The organism is Rhizobium sp. BK313, from assembly GCF_014193655.1.
Taxonomy (GTDB): domain Bacteria; phylum Pseudomonadota; class Alphaproteobacteria; order Rhizobiales; family Rhizobiaceae; genus Rhizobium.
The window spans coordinates 287,105-308,834 of the sequence record NZ_JACHZQ010000005.1 but is presented as its reverse complement, the minus strand read 5'-3'; the positions used below and the strand labels follow the sequence as shown (position 1 = coordinate 308,834).

The following is a 21,730-nucleotide window of genomic DNA, read 5'->3' as shown; positions in this document are numbered from 1 at the left end:
TTGGCTTTTTTGAGGTTAAGATGGAAGCGCGGACAGAGGCAAGAGGAAGGGACGCGGATGAAGCTGCCGCTCGCCGCCCACGAGGCCGTCCGAAAAAAGCGAGTGACGATGCAAAGCGGGCGGAGATCCTGACGGAGGCTCGCGCGACGTTTCATGAGCTCGGCTACGGCGGTACGACCATGGATCTCGTCGCCGCACGGTGCAGGATTTCCAAACAGACCCTCTATCGACTATTTTCGAGCAAGACTGAACTTTTCATGGCGATCATCGCCAAGCATCGCGCTTCGATGCTGGCCTTGCCGCGCGATCCCAAGGAAAATCTGCCGCTCGACGAGGCGCTGGAAAAGATTTTCATGATCAATATCGATGAAGCGGCCGAGCGGGACCGCGAGGCCTTCATTCATCTCATCATGAGTGAAGCGCAGCAATTTCCAGAGATTGCGGCGCTGTTGCGCACGCACGGGGTCGAGCAGTCCAGGCAAATGCTGACGGACTGGCTGAGCCTGCAGCAGCAACGTGGTCTGATCGCAATTGCTGATGCAGCAAGCGGTGCGCGTATGCTGATGAACATGATCTTCGGCGCGATGATCTCGCACCCCGGCAAGCCGAACGACTGGCCCAATCGAGAAACCCGTCTGCAACACCTGCGTCAATGCATCGCAATCTTTGTGGCGGGTGTGCAGGCGCATCGGAAGGCCCGATAGGCTTTTCAGTCATTTCTTGGCGTGATGACTTATCTTCTAATCATCTTCACGCTCTGGAGCATAATCTCATCCGAAAACCGCTGCGGACTTTTCGGGATCATGCTCAGGCCAAAAGATCAATGCCGGCATGGCTCAAAGAACCACACCGGCATCTTTCTCCGGCCCCCCGCCAGAATCTGAAAAAATGTGCTTAATGTGCGACGGCCATATTTACCTTGTCTGCGCCCTCTTCGAAAAGCGGCATCTGCAGGCCGTTTGCGTACATTTCCTGCAATACGGCGCCGAGTGCGAGATCCAGGCACCAGACCGGGAATTCGGCGTTCAAGCTCTTGGCGCTCTGGCGCGCATAGGTGATCAACCGTGCAATCGACGCCAGTTCTTTTAGCGACTCCGAATCCTGGCTTGCCATTTCGATAGGAAGTATTGCCGTCATTTCATGCCCCTTTGCCCTCAGTTCTTGGCGAACGAGATACTCATCGCCAGGAACATGAGAAGACTTTAGCGCATGTCGCACAGATTGGCGCGTGACATACAGCGTGACACGAGGTGAGATTGCGAACAGATTTTACGATGCAATTTCAAGGCGGTGGAAGGCGAAATGCCACAAACTATTGGCTTTGAAGGTCCAATCGCGCGGCGGTTGCTGCCGCTCGTTTGGGCAGTCGACAATCGCGTGAAGCAATTCCAGAGCATCGATGCGTTTCTGGTTGATTGCATTGGCGCGCAGAAAATCTGAAATTGCTCGCCTCCGCGCTGGATCCGGCAGATCTGCAGTGTCCGCCAGGGAGCGATAGGTGAGTGATTTGAAGAACATAGCTTCGGAACGTGCCCGTAGTGCAGTTTGCTCCGCTTCACTAATCGCCCCGGCTTCGGCCAGGGCGCGCAAGGTTGCCTGCACATTGACCAACGGTTCACTGAGCGGAAGGTATCCGAGTTCAGCCGGGCCATGGATCTGCGCCACGGCTGAATCGTCTGCAACCGTACCGGAGGCATAGGCCTCATAAATGCGCCCGATACCGACCATGCCGAAAGCGGCACATTCGGCGGCGCGCAGCGCGCCCATGCTGGCCGCGCCGTAGACGCGGACGCCCTTCGACAGCGCAAAGAGGATTTCCTTGTGCCAGACGGGCGCGACATTCTCGAAAAGTCCGTCGATCAGGCCGATGACGTTCGCGCCATTCTCGAGGGCTTCGACGATATCGCCCTGTCGCGCCGGCGGGCGCAGGGCAATATCGGGATCGGCGATCTCGGCGGCATCGGGAAGGGTGGGGCCGACAAACAGGATCTTCATAGCAACTGCAACGTTTTCGAGATGGCGCGATAGCCGAAGCGGCGCTTGCGGTCCCCAGCCGGATTTTCGAGTTGCGGCACCACGAGCTTGGCGACGGCAAAGGGGAGCGAGGCGTCGCCAAGGGAAAGCGCAATGGCCGAAGTGATGCCGACCGGGTGCAAACGGTCGATGGTCATTTGCAGCAGCGCCTCGGCGCCATCCGGCAGGATCGCATTCGATTTGACGATGGTTTTCGGAGTGGCATCGAAGCAGCGGCGGATGTTGTCCGGCAATTCGCGCGTAAAATTCTCCGGACGGATATCGTCGCGGGCGCCGCTGATGAAGGTCAGGCGCGATTGCGCTGCTTCCGTCACGGCGCGGATCGCCGCTCGCACCAGCGATGGGTGCGCGCCGCTGCCAATGGTCACATCGAGGTAGCGGATATACCGCGCCCGCGCGAAGTCTTCGGGACCGAGGAGGGCCACGATGACGGGTATGCCGATATTGCTGGTGATATCGAAGAGCCGCAACGTCAGGCCGGCAGCCGAGATCTTCGCGACGAGTTCGTCCAGCATAGGATCTGCAAGCGATGCAGGATCGATGCAGGCGCCCATGCGCAACTTCGGCTCGGAAATATCCCAAAGGACTTCGGCGTCACGTTCGATGCGTTCAAGCAGGCCGTGCAGGATGGCTTCGGCCAGCACGTTACCAGAAGCGAGGCCATCGGAGGATTGCCAGAAGCGCGGATTGCGGATGGTGCGGTCGAGCGTCACGGCGCCGAAGGGAATCCAGGCTTTTCTGCCGGCGATAAGATCATAACCTTCCACCCAGGCGACGTCCTCGTCATCGGCAATATCGGCCTGCCCCTTGGCAATCAGCGAGGGCAGCGGATCGGCGTGATGTCCTTCGGCCATCAATTGCCGACGAGTGGCGGTTACAGTTTTGACGGCGGGCGCGCCGGCAACGGTCCGCTCCAGCGCCTCCATGGCCGCAGAGACCTTTGCATCGAGATCAGTGATGCCCTTGCCATTGTTGATGACGATCGAGCGTGCGTTCGGACTGACCGCCTGCCAGACGGGAATGCCGACCTTGTCGAGCCCTGTCAGGCGGCCGAGGCGGGTGATGCCGTGAGCGGCAAGACAAGGCTCGATCCGCCGAAACGTCTCCTCGGCGGAGCAGGCGCGGTCCGAATAAGGTGATGAGGTGGCGACAAACTCCTTCTGGCCTGAATTCCGGGTGAGGAATTCGGCCAGGGATGGATCTGAAGTCATCGCCGCCACGAGGCCTGGTGTCACTCGTCGAGCCGACCGCCCGCCGGAGCTTCGTCGAGTCTGGCGCTTGCGGGGCCGTCGTCCAACCTGATGCTTGCCGCATCATCGAGCCTACCGTTGGCGGCATCTGCTGAACTGCCAACAGTAACGGCAAGGTTGACGCCCTTGGTGATGACCGCGCCGGCATTGCGCAACTGGTCGGCGATGCCGAGATTGCTACCTGCCGGCACAGCGAGCGAAGATACGGTACCTGCGCCAAGGTCGGCGAGGTAGAGCTGTGGATTGCCTGGAATGCCTATGACTACGAAATTTGTCATGCCCAATTCCCCCGTTGGTTAAATGTCTCAGTCAAAACCTGCTCGTCGCAGCCCCTCGCGATATTGGTCCTTCTGCCATTGCTCCCGGAGGGGAACAATGGAAAGCCAAGTATCGATCTTAAAATCAGGATAGGTCTCTTTGACTTTGCGCACCAATGCCTTGGCCTTGCGCGTGTCGCCCGCCATGGCTGCACTTGCGGCAGCAAGTCGCGCAGCCTGAGAAGGATCGGCCATACGCTCGATATAGGCGCTGGCATCCTCATAACGTTGAAGAGAGTAGTTGGCGCTCGCTGCAGTCCAGAAATAGAGGTCCGGGCTCAGCGGGTTGAGCTTGATGGCGCGCTCGACCTTTTCCAGGGCCTCGCCTGGTTTCGACGCGTGCATCAGCGTGTCGGCATAGTCGGCGATGACGTCGGCATAGTGCGGACTGATGGTCTCGGCAAGCTCGAATGCCTCGATACTTTCGTCAAAGGCTCCCTGGTAGAGCTTGGCGACGCCGAACTGATGATAGCCTCCCACGATGTCCTGGCCGGTGGCAATTGCTTTGCCGGCCTCTTCCTCCGCCAGCTTCAACAGCCTTGCGTCGCCCTGCGCCGTCACCAGCCATTCGAGATGATAGGTGCGCGCGACGCCGCTCAGTGCAGGCGAGAAATAGGGGTTCTCCTTCAGCGCCGTCTGGAACGCCTTGCGGGCCCGGCGGATGTCCGGCAGATCGAGACGCTTTAGATGACGCTGGCCGAGCAGATATTGACGATAGGCTTCCGGATTCCGCTCAAAGTAGTCGCGGGAAAATTCGTTGCGCTCGATATAGCTGGCAACGGACGCGACGATGCGCTGGGCGATCTCACGGTGCTGGCGCGGCAGATTCTGGGCCTCCATGCTGAAACGCTCCGCCCAGATGACTTCGTCATTGCCGGCGTAAATTAGCTGGGCGAAAAGCCAGTAGATGCTACCATCGAAGTTGAGTCTGGTGTCGAGTACGTAATTGATAGCATACCTTTCCAGCATTGCATCTCGATCGAGGTGGAGCGCAATTTTTTCCGCCGTGTAGTGCGCCACCATCGTTACTGTCTTCAACACGCAAAGGCCGACTGTGATGTCTTCGAGCAGCGCCGAGGAGAGGAAGACAGCCGTCTGATGACTGCTAGCCAGGTTCACCGGCGGCAGCAGCACGAGCTTAGGCGGCCCGCGCGGCACCGGCGGAACGATTTCCAACTGCGGTGTCGCTTGCTCCCGAAGCTGCGGCGCAACGCTGCGCTGGCGTTCGAACAGCCGTCGGGCGACGCTGAGCGTCTGCGGGTCTGGGTCGACCGGCAATTCGCCCCAACGATATTTTCTGCGGCTCTCGAAAATGTGGCGGGCGCTTTCGAGCTGAGGTTCGCCGGCATAGGTCTCCCCCAGTATCTGGTAGACCGTCTCATCTTCAGGGTGCGCCTCGAACAACCGCAGCGCCGCCTCTTTGATGACGGTCGCGTCCGCACCTTCGCTCATGGCGGAAATAGCATCGCGGAGCGTCGTCAGCATCTGTGTCTTGATGCGATCCCGCTGCGTGCGCAGCCACATGCGGCCCGAGCCGCCGATGACTTCGGTGCGGGCGAGAAAATCCCATCGGCCAAGTTGCAGCAATTCTTCCAGCGCGGTGTGAGGGTTGGTTTGCGAAACTGCGGTCAGGAGCGCGAGATCGTTGGTGAATGCCCGGACATTTACGCTTACGGTCGCCTGATCGATCAGCAGCAGCTCGATTCCGAGTTCGTCCTGCCGGTTTTTGACGCGCGACAGCGTCTGCCGCAGATTGGCCAGCGCCTTGTCCAAGGGGATATCGCCCCAAAGAAATTCCGCAAGCTCCGCACGGGCCTTTTGCGTCGAGGAGCTCGTCAGCAGGAAGCAGATCGACAGCAGGCCCTTTTCGGGAAAAGGCACTATCGAGCCTTTTCCGTCCACGAGACGCAGGTCTCCGAATGTCAGCAGCCTGAAATCCATGCATCCCCACTGCATTCAGCAGCTTCCCGGTATCGGAACCGCGATTTCCGGTGTCGCTTGCGATCACCCGTGTCATTTGTGATCACAGGTGTCATTTACGATCAAGAATTTTATACTACGATGACTGGTATCCTATCGCAATCGCTAGAACATCCCGCTTTGAGGGTGGGAACACCCGCTGAGGGACAGGTTGCTCTGGATTCAAAAAAGCCAGAATCGCCTTATGCGTTCAAAAGAACGCGTGGTACTCTAGCGTCTTCTGCGATTGTAGATGCGGCGATCGTCGATGTGGGGGCAACCTATCATTCGATCGTGATCCGCGCCTCACCCATTCTAATAGGGCGAGGCGTGGAGATCAGTTTCTGAGGCCGAAAGGTACTTCAGCAGCAGGCGGCGCATGCGTGGCCGCCGGCTCGGAGGCGTTGGCCAGCGATTTGATGAGCGTCAGTACGGATTGGCGAACGTTGGGGTCGTTGATCTTCATGAAGGCCTTGTTGAGGCTGAGACCTTCCTTGGATGTCAGAAATTCGGACAGGTCCTCAAGGCCGCTGATTGCGCCCAAACCTTCCGTCGTCAGCGGCTGGGTATTGTCTTGCTGGAAGAAGAAAGCGACCGGAACCGCCAAAACTCCTGCGATCGCCTGCAATCGGCTGGCGCCGATGCGATTGGTGCCTTTTTCGTATTTTTGCACCTGCTGAAAGGTGACGCCGATCTGTTCGGCGAGGCGTTCCTGGCTCATACCCAGCATAAGCCGGCGCATGCGCACGCGTGAGCCAACATAGGCGTCAATCGGATTTGGTACTTTTGCACTCACTGCGCAATCTCCTCATTCGAACGGGGGTACCCAGCGGGCGCCTCCTTACAGATGCCCGGGGAGGAGGCAAGGAACTTGTCCCCAATCTGCCCGTTCAGTGTGTATTAAATGTTGGTAAATTTCAACCAAAAGTCTTGGCAGCCAAGTTTTTCCCTCAAATGCCAGGGGTATAAACGGCAGAAAAGAAGCTTCGCGTCAATGTGGATTAAAGACTGACGACGATCTGCAATTGTACACAGGACACATCGGATTATCCCTGGTGGGCACGCTGGTGGTAGCCGCATAGTTGCCGGATCCACATTGCCCGCCGCCGGCCACATAGCGGTCATACAGGACCGCATTGCCGCTTCTCGAAGGATAACGCAGCAGCACAGCGCGCTCCCTCGAAATTATCTGCTGCACGGATGCGCAGCTTAGGCCGAGTGTATTGTAGCGGGAGATCGCCAACGCCGGACCGGCGGTTACGATCGCCGACAAAAACAGGAGTGCGGCTATGGTTTTCATGCTGCGACCCTCGCTCGAAATGGCTGATCCCCCAGTCACGAGTCCGATCCCCGCAAATGCCGAAGGCTGCTGTTGGAAACCTCTATGGCATATCAGCATTTTACGTGCACGTTAGCCGGCTTAGCACGCGTGGACTCTTTCCTCACGACTATCGCATTAGCCTGTTGCCTTCGGCGCTCTATATATTAATTTTCTCTTAAATTAACGTAACGTTAGACTTTTCAAGGATGTGGACAATGAAATTGATCATTATCAGGAGGAGCCGAGGCTGGCTGAAGGCAAAATTTTTTTAACCGGAACACCATTCTTTTCGAGAGGGGTGCGGTTATATTTCTTATTATGAAATCAACGACCTAGCGCAATACGCAGACGCCAATTCTATTCCTGGTTGATTAGACCTAACCAAAATTGGTCGGAATCGCGTCTTGACCCTGTTATATTAGGTGGTCTTAATGCCAATCGTCCGGTCGTGCCCGCGCCCGGACAAGTTGCTGGAGTCTTAGGCCCGCTGCACCAAGAACAGCGGGTCCTTTTTTTCTTCTCATTTTTGCTTTTTGCGGGGCCCGCCATGCCTACACAGCAGGGGGGTCAGCGAGCCCCGGCCGTCCAAGCACGGCGGCACGACGATCAACCAGAACTCCGCTGCCGTCCACAAACCGTTGCTTTAATTGCCGATGATGCAACTCGCACAGGCATTGTAAAATACTTTACGCGCGAGAATATTTAAACTCTTGGCTCGTAGTGACGATCAAGCGCTGGCCGTTGGCGGCGGTGAAATAAAATCGCAATGTCGTCTTGTGCGATTCCCACTGAAAGCTGACTGAAAGGTTGCCCACGCTAGGCTTGCTCAGCTTCGTGGAGGAAGCAAATGCCGTGCGGCGATAAGGTGACGCAGGCATCCTAACAGGAGGAGACATTCATGCGTTCATCGCGCACGCTTTTTCATACCGTAGCCCTTTCTCTCGTCATGACCGCCGCCTCGCTCGGCGCCACGGCGGCACATGCTGCCGACAAGATCTCCATCATGGTGGGGGGTTACGAAAAGCAGATCTATCTGCCGGCCAAACTCGCGGAATCTCTCGGCTACTTCAAGGACGAAGGTCTCGATGTCGAGCTTCTGAATGAATCCGCCGGCGTCGATGCCGAAAACCAGCTCCTCGCCGGCGCTGTCCAGGGCGTTGTCGGTTTCTATGATCACTGCGTCGACCTGCAGGCCAAGGGCAAGTTCATCGAATCCGTCGTGCAATTCAGCCAGGCGCCGGGCGAAGTCGAACTGGTGTCGACCAAGCATCCGGAAATCAAGTCGTTCGCCGATTTGAAGGGCAAGAGCGTCGGCGTGACCGGCCTCGGTTCGTCCACCAATTTCCTGACACTCTACATGGCGTCCAAGGCTGGCCTGTCGCCGGCTGATGTCACCCCGGTTCCGGTCGGGGCCGGCCAGACCTTCATCGCTGCCATGCAGCAGGATGCCATTCAGGCCGGTATGACCACCGAACCAACCATCTCGCGCATGCTGAAGACGGGTGAAGCTTCCATTCTTGTCGATTTGCGGACCTTGAAGGGCACCGAGGCCGCGCTTGGCGGCACCTATCCGGCAGCGTCGCTCTATATGGACGCTGCCTGGGTCGACGCCCATAAGGAAGACGTGCAGAAACTCGCAAACGCCTTCGTCAAGACGTTGCGCTTCATCAACACCCATTCCGCTGCCGAGATCGCCGACAAGATGCCGAAGGATTTCTACGTCGGCGACAAGGACGGCTACATCAAGGCTCTGGACGCGGGCAAGGAGATGTTCACGGCCGACGGCGTGATGCCGGAAGATGGACCGAAGACCGTACTTGCCGTGCTCTCCGAGTTCTCCAAGAACGTCAAGGGCAAGACGATCGACCTGTCGAAGACCTACACGACGGAATTCGTCAAGAACGTCAAGTAAGCGCTTCATCGCGCCGCCTCTGGTCGCAACCGGAGGCGGCATCCGATCTCGGGCTTTGCGTGCACGCCCAAAGGCACGCGTCAGGATCAGCACCATGCAACAGGATGGACGCCGGACGCCGGCGATCGAGCTCATCAATGTCAGCCGCCGTTTCGTATCCCCGACCGGCAAATCGTTGACGGCGCTGCGCGATTTCAACATGACCGTCGAGCGGGGCGAATTCGTCGCCGTCGTCGGCCCGACCGGCTGCGGCAAGTCGACCACCCTCAATCTCGTTACCGGTCTTGCCAAGCCGAGTGCCGGCGAAGTCCGCCTCATGGGTGGTCCCGTCAACGGCATTGATCCACGCGTCGGCTTCGTCTTCCAGACGGATGCGCTTTTTCCCTGGAAGAACGTCATCGACAATGTCATGTCCGGCCCGTTGTTTCGCGGCAAATCGGCGGCGGAGGCGGAGAAGAGCGCCAAGGACTGGCTCGCTCGCGTCGGCCTCACGAAATTCCTGCATCACTATCCGCATCAGCTCTCGGGTGGCATGCGCAAGCGCGTGTCGCTGGCGCAAACCTTCATAAATGAGCCCGAAATCCTGCTGATGGATGAACCGTTCTCGGCGCTCGACGTGCAGACCCGCACGGTGATGCATGAGGAGCTCCTGAAGCTCTGGGCCGAACGCCAGGCTTCGGTGGTTTTCGTCACGCACGACCTCGAAGAGGCCGTGGCGCTCGCCGACAAGGTCTATGTGCTTACGGCTGGGCCAGCGACGGTGAAGTCGGTCTATACGATCGACCTGCCGCGTCCGCGCGTCGTCTCGGAGATCCGCTACGAGCAGAACTTCATCGACTACTGCAAGACGATCTGGGACGACCTCCGCGAAGAGGTCGAAACCAGCTATCGCCGCGCCGCCGAAGCGGCATAAGGGAGGATTGATCATGGCAAATACAGCCCTTGAGGCAGGCAATGCCCCGATCTTCCGCACCGGCACCTCGGACGCGGAAATCGAAGCCGCGGCGCTGAAAGCGATCAAGCGCCGCAAATACGTCGTCCTTTTCTGGCAGGTCGCGATCCTCGTGGCGATCCTTGGCCTGTGGCAGCTTTCCTCGGACCTGCACTGGATCGACCCGTTCTTCTATTCCAGCCCGACCGGCATTGGCCTTAGGCTCTATGAATGGATCACTGAAGGCACCGAAAGCGGATCGCTTTGGTACCACCTCGGCGTCACCATGGAAGAAGCGCTGATTGGCTTTGTCATCGGCTCGGTCACCGGTGTGCTGGTCGGCGTGGCGCTCGGCCGCAACAAGCTGCTTTCCGACATTCTGTCGATCTACATCAAGGCGATCAACTCGATCCCGCGTGTCGTTCTGGCGCCGATCTTCGTCATGATCATGGGCCTCGGGCTTGCCTCCAAGGTAGCGCTCGCCTTCATCATGGTGTTCTTCGTCGTCTTCGCCAACGCCTTCCAAGGTGTGCGTGAGGCCGACCGCAACATGATCGCCAATGCCCGCATCCTCGGCGCCTCGAACTGGAAAGTCACTCGCAACGTGATCCTGCCGTCGGCGATGAGCTGGATTTTTGCGAGCCTGCACATCTCCTTCTCGTTCGCCATCATCGGTGCGATTGTCGGCGAATTCGTCGGCTCTCTCGCCGGTATCGGCTACCTCATCTCGATCGCCAAGGGCACCTACGACGCTGCCGGCCTCTATGCCGCGATCATCCTGGTGATGCTGGTGACGCTTGGCGCCGAATACGTGATGACGCTCGTCGAAAATCGTATCACCAGATGGCGTCCGCAGCAGCATATGGATGTGCAATAAGCCGCCAAGGCATTCAGTTAACTCCCAAGGCCGGGCCCCCCACCCGGCCTCTTTTTTTGCCGTCAGCTAGGCGCTGCCCCATCGTGGACGACGGCTATGCGAAGACACTTACGGGAACATTTATCCGGAATTCCGTAACAGCCGCCACCAAGATAAAACTTGGCGTGAAGGAGACGCCTTCTCACGGCGGCGGCCCATAGCGGACATTGACAGTCCAGCCATTAAAGGACGGCTTTGCGCCTGCATCCTCGACATTCTCGGGCAAAGTGAGTCGTCCCGAAAGCGGCCATCTATTCCAGATACGGCGTCAGCACATCTTCGATCCATTTCATGAATGCGCGGACTCGGCGCGACAGATTGCTCCGATGTGCTACAACGAGGGAAACGGCGATCGCCCGGCGACGAAAATCGGGCATGATCTCCACAAGCGCTCCACTCTCAAAGTATTGGCCAATTCCCAAGAGTGGCGCCTGAATTAGGCCAAGGCCGGCGAGGGCAGCGGCGTCGTAGGTCTGCGCGCTGTTGACGTGTAGCGCACCTGGCAACTGAAGCGTCGCGTAGCTGTCGCCATCCGGATATTCCCATCCATAGGGTCTTGCGCCCAGCATCGTCGAAAAATGAATTGTCCGATGCCCCTGGCGCTGGAGATCTTCTAGCGATAGAGGGACGCCATAGCGCGCCAGATAGGCGGGACTGGCAGCGTTGACCATACGCAACAGGCCTAGCGGGCGGGCAATCAGCGTCTCGTCCCTAATGGGACCGAGGCGCAATACGCAGTCAAACCCTTCTTGAACCAGATCAACTTGCCGATCCGTACTTGACATCTCGAGCTCCAACTCGGGGTGAGTCGCCATGAAATCCGGCAAGGCCGGCACGATCGTTGTGCGCGCAACCTCGGTCGGAAGATCGACCCGTAAACGCCCGCGAAGTGCTACGCGATCGCCTGCGAACATCGAGTGTAGGTCATCGACTTCAGCAAGCAGATCGCGGGCACGGGCATGAAATGCGCGCCCGTCCTCCGTCAACTGCACGCTGCGCGTCGTCCGGTGCAGGAGCCTGACACCGACATCTTCTTCCAGCTTCCGGATCGCCATTGACGCCCTTCCCTTTTGGATGCCCAGGCTATCGGCTGCGTGAGTGAAGCTCCCCATTTCCGCTACCGTTACAAAAATGAGGATGGGTTCGAGATTCTGCATTTTCGTGCCTCGGTATTGTTCACATTAAAGAGAACAGTGAGTTCGGTCCCTAGGCATTTATCATATCTGAGAGACACAGTAGCCTTCGAAATTAGATGACCACATCGGAGAACGACAAGTGTCCAAAACTATGATCCTGCATCAGTTGCCTGAAACCAAAGCCTTGCATCGCGCCCTTTGGGCCGGCCGGATAATGAGCGCGATTGTGGTTATCGCTCTGGTAGCGGATGGCTTTATTCAGCTTTTCGCACCGGCACAGATTGCGAGCATGTTGCAGGAAACCGGGTTCGCGATGGGCCTGACCCATGTGGTGGGCCCGATCATACTCGCCTGCGCCATCCTTTACGCCATTCCGGCCACCACTGTCCTCGGTGCGATCCTGGTGACTGGCTTTCTGGGAGGTGCCATCTGCGCCCATGTGCGCATCGGTGAGTTGGGATCGCCGCCGGAACTTATTTCCCTGCTTCTGGGCGCGATGACATGGGGCGGCCTCTATCTGCGCGATCCCCGTATCCGGGCCATTTTGCCGCTCATCCAATGAACCAACAGGGGCATTATTGTGTCCCTAAAAATCAGGAGAAAACGCATGTTTTTAGTAATGGGAATTACCGGAAAAGTCGGTGGTGCAACGGCACAACATCTGTTGGCACAAGGCAATAAGGTACGCGCGCTCGTCCGCAATCGCGAAAAGGCGGCTAGTTGGGCGGCCCAAGGCGTGGAGCTGGTAGACGGCGATTGGAATGACTCGGCAGCCATCGAGCAGGCGCTCAACGGCGTTGAAGGTGCGTTTGTTATGTTGCCTTCTGTATGGGCGCCTTCGCCTGACTACAAAGAAGCAAAGAGCGTGATTGCGAACTATGTCGCAGCGCTCACCAAGGCAGCGCCGCCGCGAGTGGTGGCGCTCTCGTCGATGGGTGCAAACAGAACCAGCGGGCTTGGGATGATCACCGCGCTGTCGCTTCTGGAGCAAGGTTTTCGCAATCTGGCATCTCCGGTCACCTTTGTGCGCGCAGGCGGCTTCTTCGAAAACTTCCTTTACGGCTTGCACGTCGCCCAAGGTGGCATGCTACCGGTCTACTATAATCCGACAGACCGGAAATCGACCATGGTCGCGACGAACGACATCGGCGCGGAGGTCGCAACCCTTTTGACCGGGCCAGCCTGGTCAGGACAGCGCGTCATCGAGCTTGGTTCGATGGTCAGCGCGGATGAAGTCGCGGCGCAATTGGGTGAAGTCCTGAAACTCGACGTGAAAGCCTTTGCAGTCCCGCGTGCAGGGTGGGCGGAAGCGTTCGAGCAGTTCGGCATCCCGAAGGACCGCACCGGACCTGCCGAAGAAATGTTTGAGGCCGTGAATGCAGGATGGATGGCCCTCGGAGTCGAGGGTACGGAGCACGTAGCGGGTACAACGTCCGCACGCGATGTCTTCGCGGCTGTACAGAACGCCGCTAAGGCGTAAGTCGGGAACGGATCCAGGCATGACGGAGACTACCCGCTTCTGCGTCGGACGCGTCGCGGGAAGCACTCAAAAGTTCAAGTCGACACGGGGCCCGTCTACTCTAGCCCAATCTTCTGAATCTTCGAATAGCGGACTTTTTGGCTTAGGAAAAGTCCGCTATCCGCGTCTTTTCATTTCATAGCGGCCCGACTGCTCTCGGCCCAAATCGGTCACCGCTCCGTGGGGAGCGCATGTCTGCTTTTGGCGCAAAGTTGCCATCCATATGCGGCCGAACCACTGGGTGGCACTTGCTGCCCAATCGCGCAATTTTCTCCGGGCGAGAATCAGTTTATGGTCTGATCTCGGCAAAGCCCATGCCTCCCCCCTCCGTCTGGGAAAGTATCATTCATGCGGGGCTGATCGATCATCGAACCGACTGTTCGAGCGCCAAGCATAAGGAGGGATTGCGATCGTTGCTCGCAATAGGAGGTTTTTACATGAGGCTTTCTAGCCCACTTTATCGTTTGAAACGCAAGGCGCGACTGTTGTCGCGCGAGCAGAAAATCCCCTTGCACGAAGCGCTTGACCGGATAGCCGCCGAAGAGGGCTTCCGCGGCTGGAGCTTGCTTGCGACGAGAGCGGATGCGACGACGCCCGCCGGTGAAATCTTCGCACAGTTGGACCACGGCGATCTGGTACTTGTGGGCGGCCGCCCGCTGCAAGGCAAAACCTTGATGAGCCTCAGGCTGACCGTCGAGGCGATGAGATCAGGCAATCGAGGCGTCTTCTTTTCGCTGGAATATACCGAGAGGGACATTGAGGGTCGCTTTCGGGCGATCGGCGTGGAGTTCGAGCATTTCGAAGGCCTGTTCGAATTCGACAGCTCCGACGCGATCAGCGCCGACTATATCATGGAGAGGCTGGCATCGGCGCCCAGGGGAACGCTGGTGGTCATCGACTATCTGCAGATACTCGACCAGAACCGGCAAAAGCCGGAATTGATGGTGCAGGTTCGGGCGTTGAGGTCCTTCGCGCGTGAAAGAGGTTTGATCCTCGTCTTCATCTCGCAGATCGATCGGTCCTATGATCCGTCGGTAAAAGCCTATCCCGATCTGAAGGATGTCCGCTTGCCCAATCCGCTGGATCTGGCGCTGTTCGACAAGACATTTTTCCTGAACAAGGGCGAGGTCCAGCTTCGGGCGGCAGGATAACGATCCGGCTGATTCCTGGTTGCCGGCGGTTTGGAATCGGTCAAACCGCCGGCAACCTTACGGTCACCAGCAGACCGCCGCCGGTCGCGTCGCCGAGCGTGACAGTACCGCCGGCGCCGTCGACTACTTCGCGGACGATGGCGAGCCCGAGACCGCTGCCCTCCGGCTCCGTGCCGATAATCCGGTAGAAACGCTCGAAGACTTGGGCCCGCTCGGCCTCCGGAATACCTGGGCCGTTGTCCTCCACCCATAGCACGGCCTCGTCGCCTTCTCGCGCAACGCCGACCGTGACCCTTCCGTCCGCCGGGGTATAACGCAGGGCGTTGTCGACGAGATTGACCAGCATCTCGCGCAGCATGGTGCCGTCACCTTCGACGTGGACCGGCACGCCATCGGCCTCCAATCCCAAATCGATATTGCGCCTCAGGGCTTCCTCCGCCAGGTTCTCCAGGACTTGCCGGGCTGTGGCGACGAGGTCGATCGTGTCGCTGCGCGGCCGGCGACTGCCGGGTTCGGCCCGCGACAGGGTAAGAAGCTGGCTTGCCAGCCGTGTCACCTGCTTCGTGCTGGAGCGCAGCGCCGTCAGCGCCTCGTCGCGCCTGATGGTGTCGTCCTCGCGCGCCGCCACGCTCGCCTGCGTCGAGATCAGGGCGAGCGGTGTGCGTAGCTGATGCGCGGCGTTGGAGACGAAGCGGCGCTGCGCCGCCATCTGGTTCTGCACCCGCTCCATGTGATCGTTAAGGGCATGGACCAGAGGGCGCAGCTCGCTCTGCACCATGTCAGGCTCCAGCGGATCGAGCCGCTGGCGGCCGCGTTCGCGCACGGCGTCGCGCAGCCGCAGCACCGGCGCCAGACCGCGCTGCAGGCCGATAATGGTCACCAGACCGGCGAGCAGCACCAGCACGAGCTGCTTGGTGAAGTCCGACAGCCATAGCCTGCTGCGCATGGCGTATTGGCTGTTGTGGGTGACCGCGACGGTGACGGAAATCGTGCTGTCTTCGCCGAGGCCGACGATCGGGTGGTTCAGCATCATTACCCGCACCTGATCGGCACGAAATACCGTATCTTCGCCGATCTGCTGTCTCTTCGGCTGCGGCAGATCGGGATAGCCGGCGACCAGGTTCCCCCAGGCGGTCACCACCTGATAGAAGACTCGATCGCCATAGCCGGTATCGAACATCTCGAGTGCGGCGGGGGGAATGTCGACCTGAACGGTGCCATTGGCGTCGACATGGACAGCTTCGGCGATAACACGGGCCGAGGCAAGCAGCGTATGGTCGGTGACGAGATCCGAGGTGGCGTTCGCCGAATGGAAACTGAGGTAGAGATTGATGCAGATCGCCCCGATCAGCGTCAGCACCACCCAGGCAAACAGTTGCGCACGCAGGCTGGCGGTCAGCCCCGAGATGGCGCGGCGCAGGCGTCCTTTGTGTGGGCGGACTGCATCATTGCGCATGGCGAAGGAGATAACCGAGGCCGCGCAGCGTGGCGATCTGCACGGCGCTGCCTTCGAGTTTCTTGCGGACACGGTGAACGTAGATTTCGATGGCGCTGGTGTCGGCAAGATCGTCGAAGCCGAAAACGCTTTCCGAAAGCGCGGTCTTGGTCACCGTCGTGCCGACCTTCATGACGAGATGTTCGAGCACGGCATGTTCGCGCGGCGTCAGTGCCAGGGTTTCTCCGCCGAGAAAGAACTGCCGCGTGCCGCCGTCGAACAGCAGGTCGCCGACGGCGATTTCGGGCGCGGCGCGGTCATGGCCGCGGCGGACGACAGCGCGGATGCGGGCTTCCAGCTCGGCGATTTCAAAGGGTTTGGCGAGATAGTCGTCGGCACCGCTATCGAGCCCGGCGACCCGTCCGTCGAGGCTGGCATTGGCCGTCAAGATGATGACCGGCACCTTGTTGCCGCCCTGGCGCAACCGTTTCAGCAGCGTCAAACCATCGATTTTCGGCAGCGACAGATCGAGGATGACGACCGCGTAACCCGCCACTTTCAACATGTGCTCGGCATCCTCGCCGTCATAGGCGATGTCGACGGCATATTGCGCCTGACGCAGCGCCTTGCCGAGCCAGGACGCCAGTTCGCGGTTGTCTTCGACGATCAGCAGCCTCATGGGGGCAAGTATATAGCAAGTGCCGGATATTGCGAGCGTTTTGGGTTGTCTGAAGTCTATTTTGCCCTCGCGGGCGGGAGGCCGGAACCAGCACTTGGCCGCTGGGTTAGGGGCTGGATTTTAGAGGGCAGGGGAAGGCGCCGCCGCCCTGATATCTCGCAGAATGATGGTGAGCCTAGCGACTAAGCTGCATTTGCCAGCTCAGTTTGTCGCTTCCGACGCTCGGCCAGGTGTGCGATCGTTTCGCGCTTCAGGCGCCACAATCGCGTGGCCGTGTTTCCGATCAACGTTTGCGGGATATGATAGCTTGCGAGGTCGTTTTTGACGTTTCTCGACCAAAACAACTTGTAGGGCTCGTTGCCCGCGCCAAAATCAACGTTCAGGCGCTTTTCAAATACAATCTTCATCCAGAATTCGTCCAGCACAAATCCTGGCGAATATTTCGCGTATTGCGGATCCGAATGGAACGCGGCGATAATCAGATCCAGATGAGATACGCTGTAAGATGCCAGTTTCATGGCGATCGGCACTTTATCGATCAGGATGGCATAGATGCGCATCCTCTGGATATTGGTGGAATCGGTGATCCACTTGAACATGAAGTTTTGATAGTCTTTTGAGGTTATCCAGGGGCCGTGCTTGCCGACCCGCTCGGACCATATTTTCTTCTGCGCGAACATCCACTCCATGAGTTCGATTGCATAGGTTGGACCGGTAACCGGATCGACTTCGATAAACTCGAAGTTGCCGAGTTCGGAAAGCCTTTTCCGCTTCCGATTAAGCTGCTGGCGGGAGTTCGCACCAATTATTTTGGCATAGGCATCCCAACTCGTCTGATCCTGCAAATCGGCAAAGGGCGCGATGTCGGCCTCGCACGCAAGGTTTCGCCTTTCATTGATCAATTCATCAAGGATCGATCCAACCTTAACAAATGGCATGCGGATGATGTCGACTTTGGAAGATCGTTCGATTGTCCGCCATGCCAGCCTGATATTCCGTCGGTAATCCGATTGCGGATCGACCAGCACATCCGTGGTCTGTGCGGCATCTGGTCCGAGAGGGCGAACCATCGAACACGGACCGTTGCGATATCTTACTAAAGGAAAGACAAGAACCAGCTTGCCTTTTTCGCGAACAATGACGCAGAAGAGCGAACGTCCGGCTGGGCGGGAAATTTCGTTCCAGCTATGGTATGAGACCGAATAGCTTTGATAGAAGGAACCTTTGGCTTTAAGCCACAGTTCGTTCCATTCGCTTTCCAGCTCAGCCATCTGACCCATATCGGTAATGACGGAGCAGCTTTGATCTGTAAAATCATCTGTAGGAAGTGCTGTCATCTCTAGGTCCGTCAATGAACGCAACCATATTGCGTATTTGCTCATTTGAGCTTTAAATTTTATGGTTCTAACGTAATCAAAGTAATTCCTTGGTCTTAAGTTACACTAGAGCCTCATAACATGTAAGCATAGCTTACTTATATAGTTAATAAGTGTTTAAAATTTTAATATAATTTGAATATCTTTTATCAGTTTATCAGGTATTTCAATAAATATACGATCAATTTTGGACGGTTATTCAAACGTACCTGATGAAATGTTTTTAAATTACTGCACGGCTCCGTGTTTGAACTGATGCGCGGCCTCGATACTTCAATTTTATCGGTCACGGTTTTGTGTTCGAGTGGCAACACCGGGGTGAGCACAAGCAGGACGCGCGAAGATATCCACCGATGGTACGGTGATGCTCATTTCGGTGGCTTCGATGGAACGTTGCCAAACTAACGGTGAATCGCACGGGCTCTATCGCCCGCCAGGGGCGAAACCTTCATTCCCCTAGTCTCAATGCCATCTCCCTGACTTCACGCAGGTAGACTTTGCGCGCATAGGGCGGCGTCAGATTGTGGTCGGCGTCGGGAATGATAGTGAGGCGGATGTCGGGGAAATTCTTCAGGCCGGCGGCATCCTCGCCGAAATGTTCGCGAAAATGATCCAGACCGATGTCGTGAGCACTGTAGATCAACGAAATATCGACCTGGCGTTTGGTGAGCGAGCGAAAGCCGTTGATGACCGTTTCGTGCTCGCCGGCGAAGAAAGGGAGAACACCGAGCAGGGGGCGGCCGAGCCGGACGGCGCGACGCGCCAGCGCCGTAACAATATTGCGTGCCGCGCTTTTGGCATCGATCTGGCCACCGTAGAGCCGCTTCAGCGTCTCAAACTGCAGGAATTTCTGGCGGTAGGTCTCAAGCGAACGCGGCACGAAGCGCAGAGCTTCGTCTACCGATTGGGTTTCATCCCAGAAGAAAGCGTAGGGATTGACGGTGATCAGGCCGCTGCACCTGCTGTCGCGAATGGCGGCCTGGAAGGCGAGATAGCCGCCGCTGCAACGGCCGACCGCAAAGGCCGGCAACAGTTTCTTGGCTTCCAGAATGTCGAGCGCCGCGCTGACATCTCGAGGCTGATCGCGGGAATAGAGCACCTGGTCCGGCATATCAGGAAGCGGCGGGCTGTCGGCGACGTTGGCGGTATCGAAACGCAGTGAAGGGATCCCGTCGCGGGCGAGTGCCCGCGCCATGGTCACCGACATTCGGCCCCAGCCGGCATGGCGGTCATAGGCCGTGGTCAGGAGCAATGCCGTCGCACCCGCGCGGTCGCCAGAGGGTTCGCAGAGAATGCCGAAGAGGCGATTATCCTCCCCGAAGCGCAGTGGCGTCTCGCGAAAACCGTCGCCGATCAGCGCTTCGGCGCGGGGCGCCCGGAGAATTTTGCGCGATGCCGTCGCGGGCTCCGTTGTGATCGACTTTGCCCAATCCAAAATTTTCCGACCAGCCTCGAGCGGCATGGTGGCGATGGTCGGGTTCGACACGAGTTCGTCATAGCCGTCATAGGCGCCGCGTTCGACACGCGGGCAGAGGGTTTCGAGATGCGCAGCGAAATCGGCGTCGACAGGGCGGCCGGGTCGCTTCAGGACAAGGCAATCCGGCGCGCCGACTTGGGCAAGCGTCATCAGGTTGAGTTTCTTGACTGCAGCGACGATGACGTCCGGCATCTGCAGGCTGGCAATGGTGACGCCCTCGGTCCGGCGTTGCGTTTCGGTGAGCCCCATGCCCTCGTCGATCATCTTCGACCACACGGTCAATTCGCGCAGATAGGCACGGCCGGAGATGGTCGGAGCGAGCAGGGCGATACCGTCGATGGCCGAGAGCCGCTCTGCGATATCAAGGGCGACGACACTTCCGAGCCCCTGGCTCACCAGAATCAGCCGCTCGCAGCCGGAAAGCGATCGCAGCATGGCGGCGGCGGAGAGTGCCGTACCTTCCCAGAGCATCAGTCCTTCGCCCGGATCGGCAATGTCAAGCGCATCGCCTGTGCCCGCATAGTCGAAGCGCAGGCTGGCGATGCCGGCCTTGGCAAGATCCTCGGCGAGGATGCGCCAGAATTTGCGGACGCACATTTCCTCGAAACCCCAGGGGCTGAGGAACAATACGGCCGTCTGTCTCGTCGGCGCGGCGGCGGGCATGAACAGACCGACAGTGCCGGCAAAGGTTACCGGCATGGCTGTAGCGGTCATCTCCCGAAGTGGACCCTGGTACTCGGCGGCTCCCAACGCAGCCATGGCATTCTCCTCAAATTCGGCGCGGCGCCAGCCATGCCAGCGCGTGAACGGCAATCGGATGGGCGCGCCGGGGCAGGCGCGCAGCAATTTGTTGCAAGACGGCGATATCCTCCGCTGGTACCGCATTCAGCAGCCGGAGTGCCAATCCGTAGACCAGGACGCCGGCAATAATGGCGCTGGCAAGGCCCGGAATACCGGGCAGGACGTGAACGAAGCCATAGGCTGCGGCGGCGCAGAGCGCGGAGGCGGCGGTCACTTTGGCAAGGCTGATGAACATGCTGTGCATCGAGCCTTCAAATTCCATGCGGCGGACCATCAGCAGACACATTGCGGTGAAGGCCAGCAGCCTCACCAGGGCAGCACCCTCGCCGCCATAAGAGGGCACCGCAATCAAACAACCCACGACCATGATGGCGCTGGCGACGCCGCCGATGATGGTGCGCTCGCGCATGCGGTCGATCGAATAGAGATATTGCGTGCAGATCTGCATGAAGACGTAAGGAGCCGCCGTCAGCGACAGCAGCGCCACCATGCTGCCGCTTGGACCGAAAGGCTTGCCGAAGATCGTTACCACCAGTTCAGGGGCAATGGCCGCGAGGCCGAAGCTCATTGGCAGGGTGATATAGGAAATGCTGCGCGCCACGCCCTCGAAGACATGGACCGGGAGTTTGCCCGACGCCTGCGAATGCATCTGTTCGGAATAGTAGGGCAGCAGGCTGCCGCTCAACTGCACCGGAAGCTGCAGTGCGAGATTGGCGAGCGACAGGCCGACGGCATAGAAGCCGACAGCTTCGATGCCCCAATAGTGCTGCAGGAAGACCAGCTCGATGCGGTTCAGGAAGATCGAGCTGTTGATGAATTCGGCAGAGAGAATGAGCGAGGAACTGACGAGATAGCCAAGGCCGACGCCACAGCTGTTCCGGCGCGCGACTGCGATCCTCAGGGTCGAGATGAACATCGGGAGCTGACCGATGGCATAGCCGGCAAGTGCGCCGCTCACGCCGAAGAAGATGGCGCCGAGGAGCACGGTGGCGAGCTGCAGCACCGAGCTTGTCAGGGTCATGCGGAGGAAAGCGCCGAGCTGTTGCTCGCCGACCAGATAGTTCTTGCTGTAGGCACCCAGCGACTGCAGGACGAAAAACGCGCCGGTGATGGCGATAATGGCGGATGTATCGTTTGCCCAATGCAGCCGCTCCGCTTCCCAATAATAGGCGGTATAGCCGGCAAGCAGGATCAGCGTCGACAGGATCGTCGGATGCAGCAAATAAGCCGCGAAGCCGCGCCGTTCCTCCGTCGAATAGCCCTGCATTTTCAACTGAGGCAGGATGCGCAGTAGCGTCACGCCGGTGCCGAGTTCGGCGACGAGCGCCCCCGTCGTCGTTAGCCAGAGCGAGAAGGCGATGATGCCGTTGGCCTGCGGCCCAAGCAGACGAGCGGCGATGATCGAACAGGCAAAGCCGGTCGCCAGTAGGATCAGTCCCGCCGCGGCGTTCAACGCCGAATTCGCCATGATGCTCTTCGTCATGAAGATTACCGTTCCTCAAGTCGCCGAAAGTGG

The 21,730-nt window shown here is 58.6% G+C and carries 19 protein-coding genes; 7 read left to right on the top strand and 12 right to left on the bottom strand.

Annotated elements, in window-relative coordinates:
• Window positions 1-20: 20 nt before the first annotated feature.
• Window positions 21-704, top strand: coding sequence for a TetR/AcrR family transcriptional regulator (locus tag FHT86_RS25005; protein WP_133708968.1), 684 nt, complete (start codon window positions 21-23; stop codon window positions 702-704).
• Between the two features lie 190 nt (window positions 705-894).
• On the opposite strand, the gene FHT86_RS25000 is transcribed toward FHT86_RS25005, so the two are convergent.
• The 6 genes from FHT86_RS25000 to FHT86_RS24975 form a co-directional block, all read right to left on the bottom strand.
• Window positions 895-1,137, bottom strand: a complete 243-nt coding sequence (locus FHT86_RS25000; protein WP_133708969.1) for a hypothetical protein — start codon at window positions 1,135-1,137, stop codon at window positions 895-897.
• A gap of 132 nt (window positions 1,138-1,269) precedes the next feature.
• Window positions 1,270-1,995 carry a TfuA-like protein gene (locus tag FHT86_RS24995; protein WP_133708970.1) on the bottom strand — a complete coding sequence of 242 codons (726 nt, stop codon included), beginning with the start codon at window positions 1,993-1,995 and terminating at the stop codon, window positions 1,270-1,272.
• Entirely contained in the window at window positions 1,992-3,245 is a 1,254-nt protein-coding gene (locus FHT86_RS24990; protein WP_133708971.1) for a YcaO-like family protein, read from the bottom strand. The genes FHT86_RS24995 and FHT86_RS24990 overlap by 4 nt, the downstream gene beginning before the upstream one ends.
• A 20-nt stretch (window positions 3,246-3,265) precedes the next feature.
• Entirely contained in the window at window positions 3,266-3,562 is a 297-nt protein-coding gene (locus FHT86_RS24985) for a hypothetical protein (RefSeq protein ID WP_133708972.1), read from the bottom strand.
• A 27-nt stretch (window positions 3,563-3,589) separates the two neighbouring features.
• Entirely contained in the window at window positions 3,590-5,557 is a 1,968-nt protein-coding gene (locus FHT86_RS24980; protein ID WP_246779640.1) for a BTAD domain-containing putative transcriptional regulator, read from the bottom strand.
• 340 nt (window positions 5,558-5,897) lie between these two features.
• Window positions 5,898-6,356: a helix-turn-helix domain-containing protein gene (locus FHT86_RS24975; protein WP_133708973.1), complete on the bottom strand. Its 459-nt coding sequence runs from the start codon at window positions 6,354-6,356 to the stop codon at window positions 5,898-5,900.
• Between the two features lie 1,423 nt (window positions 6,357-7,779).
• On the opposite strand from FHT86_RS24975, the gene FHT86_RS24970 reads away from it, so the two are divergent.
• The 3 genes from FHT86_RS24970 (at window position 7,780) to FHT86_RS24960 (ending at window position 10,601) form a co-directional block, all read left to right on the top strand.
• On the top strand, window positions 7,780-8,793 hold the full coding sequence (locus FHT86_RS24970) for an ABC transporter substrate-binding protein (RefSeq protein ID WP_133708975.1): 1,014 nt from the start codon (window positions 7,780-7,782) through the stop codon (window positions 8,791-8,793).
• 94 nt (window positions 8,794-8,887) lie between these two features.
• Window positions 8,888-9,706, top strand: a complete 819-nt coding sequence (locus FHT86_RS24965; RefSeq protein WP_133708976.1) for an ABC transporter ATP-binding protein — start codon at window positions 8,888-8,890, stop codon at window positions 9,704-9,706.
• Between the two features lie 13 nt (window positions 9,707-9,719).
• A complete protein-coding gene (locus tag FHT86_RS24960; RefSeq protein ID WP_133708977.1) occupies window positions 9,720-10,601 on the top strand; it encodes an ABC transporter permease in 882 nt (293 codons plus the stop codon).
• A gap of 290 nt (window positions 10,602-10,891) precedes the next feature.
• Here FHT86_RS24960 and FHT86_RS24955 read toward each other — a convergent pair whose 3' ends face one another.
• Window positions 10,892-11,797: a LysR family transcriptional regulator gene (locus FHT86_RS24955; protein WP_133708978.1), complete on the bottom strand. Its 906-nt coding sequence runs from the start codon at window positions 11,795-11,797 to the stop codon at window positions 10,892-10,894.
• 118 nt (window positions 11,798-11,915) lie between these two features.
• On the opposite strand from FHT86_RS24955, the gene FHT86_RS24950 reads away from it, so the two are divergent.
• The 3 genes from FHT86_RS24950 to FHT86_RS24940 all read left to right on the top strand — a co-directional run bounded on the left by FHT86_RS24950 (window position 11,916) and on the right by FHT86_RS24940 (window position 14,446).
• Window positions 11,916-12,338 carry a DoxX family protein gene (locus tag FHT86_RS24950; RefSeq protein ID WP_133708979.1) on the top strand — a complete coding sequence of 141 codons (423 nt, stop codon included), beginning with the start codon at window positions 11,916-11,918 and terminating at the stop codon, window positions 12,336-12,338.
• Between the two features lie 18 nt (window positions 12,339-12,356).
• Entirely contained in the window at window positions 12,357-13,256 is a 900-nt protein-coding gene (locus tag FHT86_RS24945; RefSeq protein ID WP_312862501.1) for an NmrA family NAD(P)-binding protein, read from the top strand.
• 476 nt (window positions 13,257-13,732) lie between these two features.
• A complete protein-coding gene (locus tag FHT86_RS24940) occupies window positions 13,733-14,446 on the top strand; it encodes a DNA helicase (RefSeq protein WP_133708980.1) in 714 nt (237 codons plus the stop codon).
• A 40-nt stretch (window positions 14,447-14,486) separates the two neighbouring features.
• On the opposite strand, the gene FHT86_RS24935 is transcribed toward FHT86_RS24940, so the two are convergent.
• From FHT86_RS24935 to FHT86_RS24915, 5 genes are all read right to left on the bottom strand, one after another.
• Window positions 14,487-15,902 carry a sensor histidine kinase gene (locus tag FHT86_RS24935; RefSeq protein WP_133708981.1) on the bottom strand — a complete coding sequence of 472 codons (1,416 nt, stop codon included), beginning with the start codon at window positions 15,900-15,902 and terminating at the stop codon, window positions 14,487-14,489.
• Window positions 15,892-16,560 (bottom strand): response regulator, encoded by a 669-nt coding sequence (locus FHT86_RS24930; protein WP_133708982.1) that lies wholly within the window; start codon window positions 16,558-16,560, stop codon window positions 15,892-15,894. The genes FHT86_RS24935 and FHT86_RS24930 overlap by 11 nt, the downstream gene beginning before the upstream one ends.
• Window positions 16,561-16,742: 182 nt before the next feature.
• Window positions 16,743-17,897, bottom strand: coding sequence for a GNAT family N-acetyltransferase (locus FHT86_RS24925; protein WP_166656870.1), 1,155 nt, complete (start codon window positions 17,895-17,897; stop codon window positions 16,743-16,745).
• Between the two features lie 487 nt (window positions 17,898-18,384).
• Complete coding sequence (locus FHT86_RS24920) at window positions 18,385-20,172, bottom strand: alpha/beta fold hydrolase (protein ID WP_133708984.1); 1,788 nt, start codon at window positions 20,170-20,172, stop codon at window positions 18,385-18,387.
• 10 nt (window positions 20,173-20,182) lie between these two features.
• Window positions 20,183-21,697 carry a lipopolysaccharide biosynthesis protein gene (locus FHT86_RS24915; RefSeq protein ID WP_133708985.1) on the bottom strand — a complete coding sequence of 505 codons (1,515 nt, stop codon included), beginning with the start codon at window positions 21,695-21,697 and terminating at the stop codon, window positions 20,183-20,185.
• Window positions 21,698-21,730: the final 33 nt, after the last annotated feature.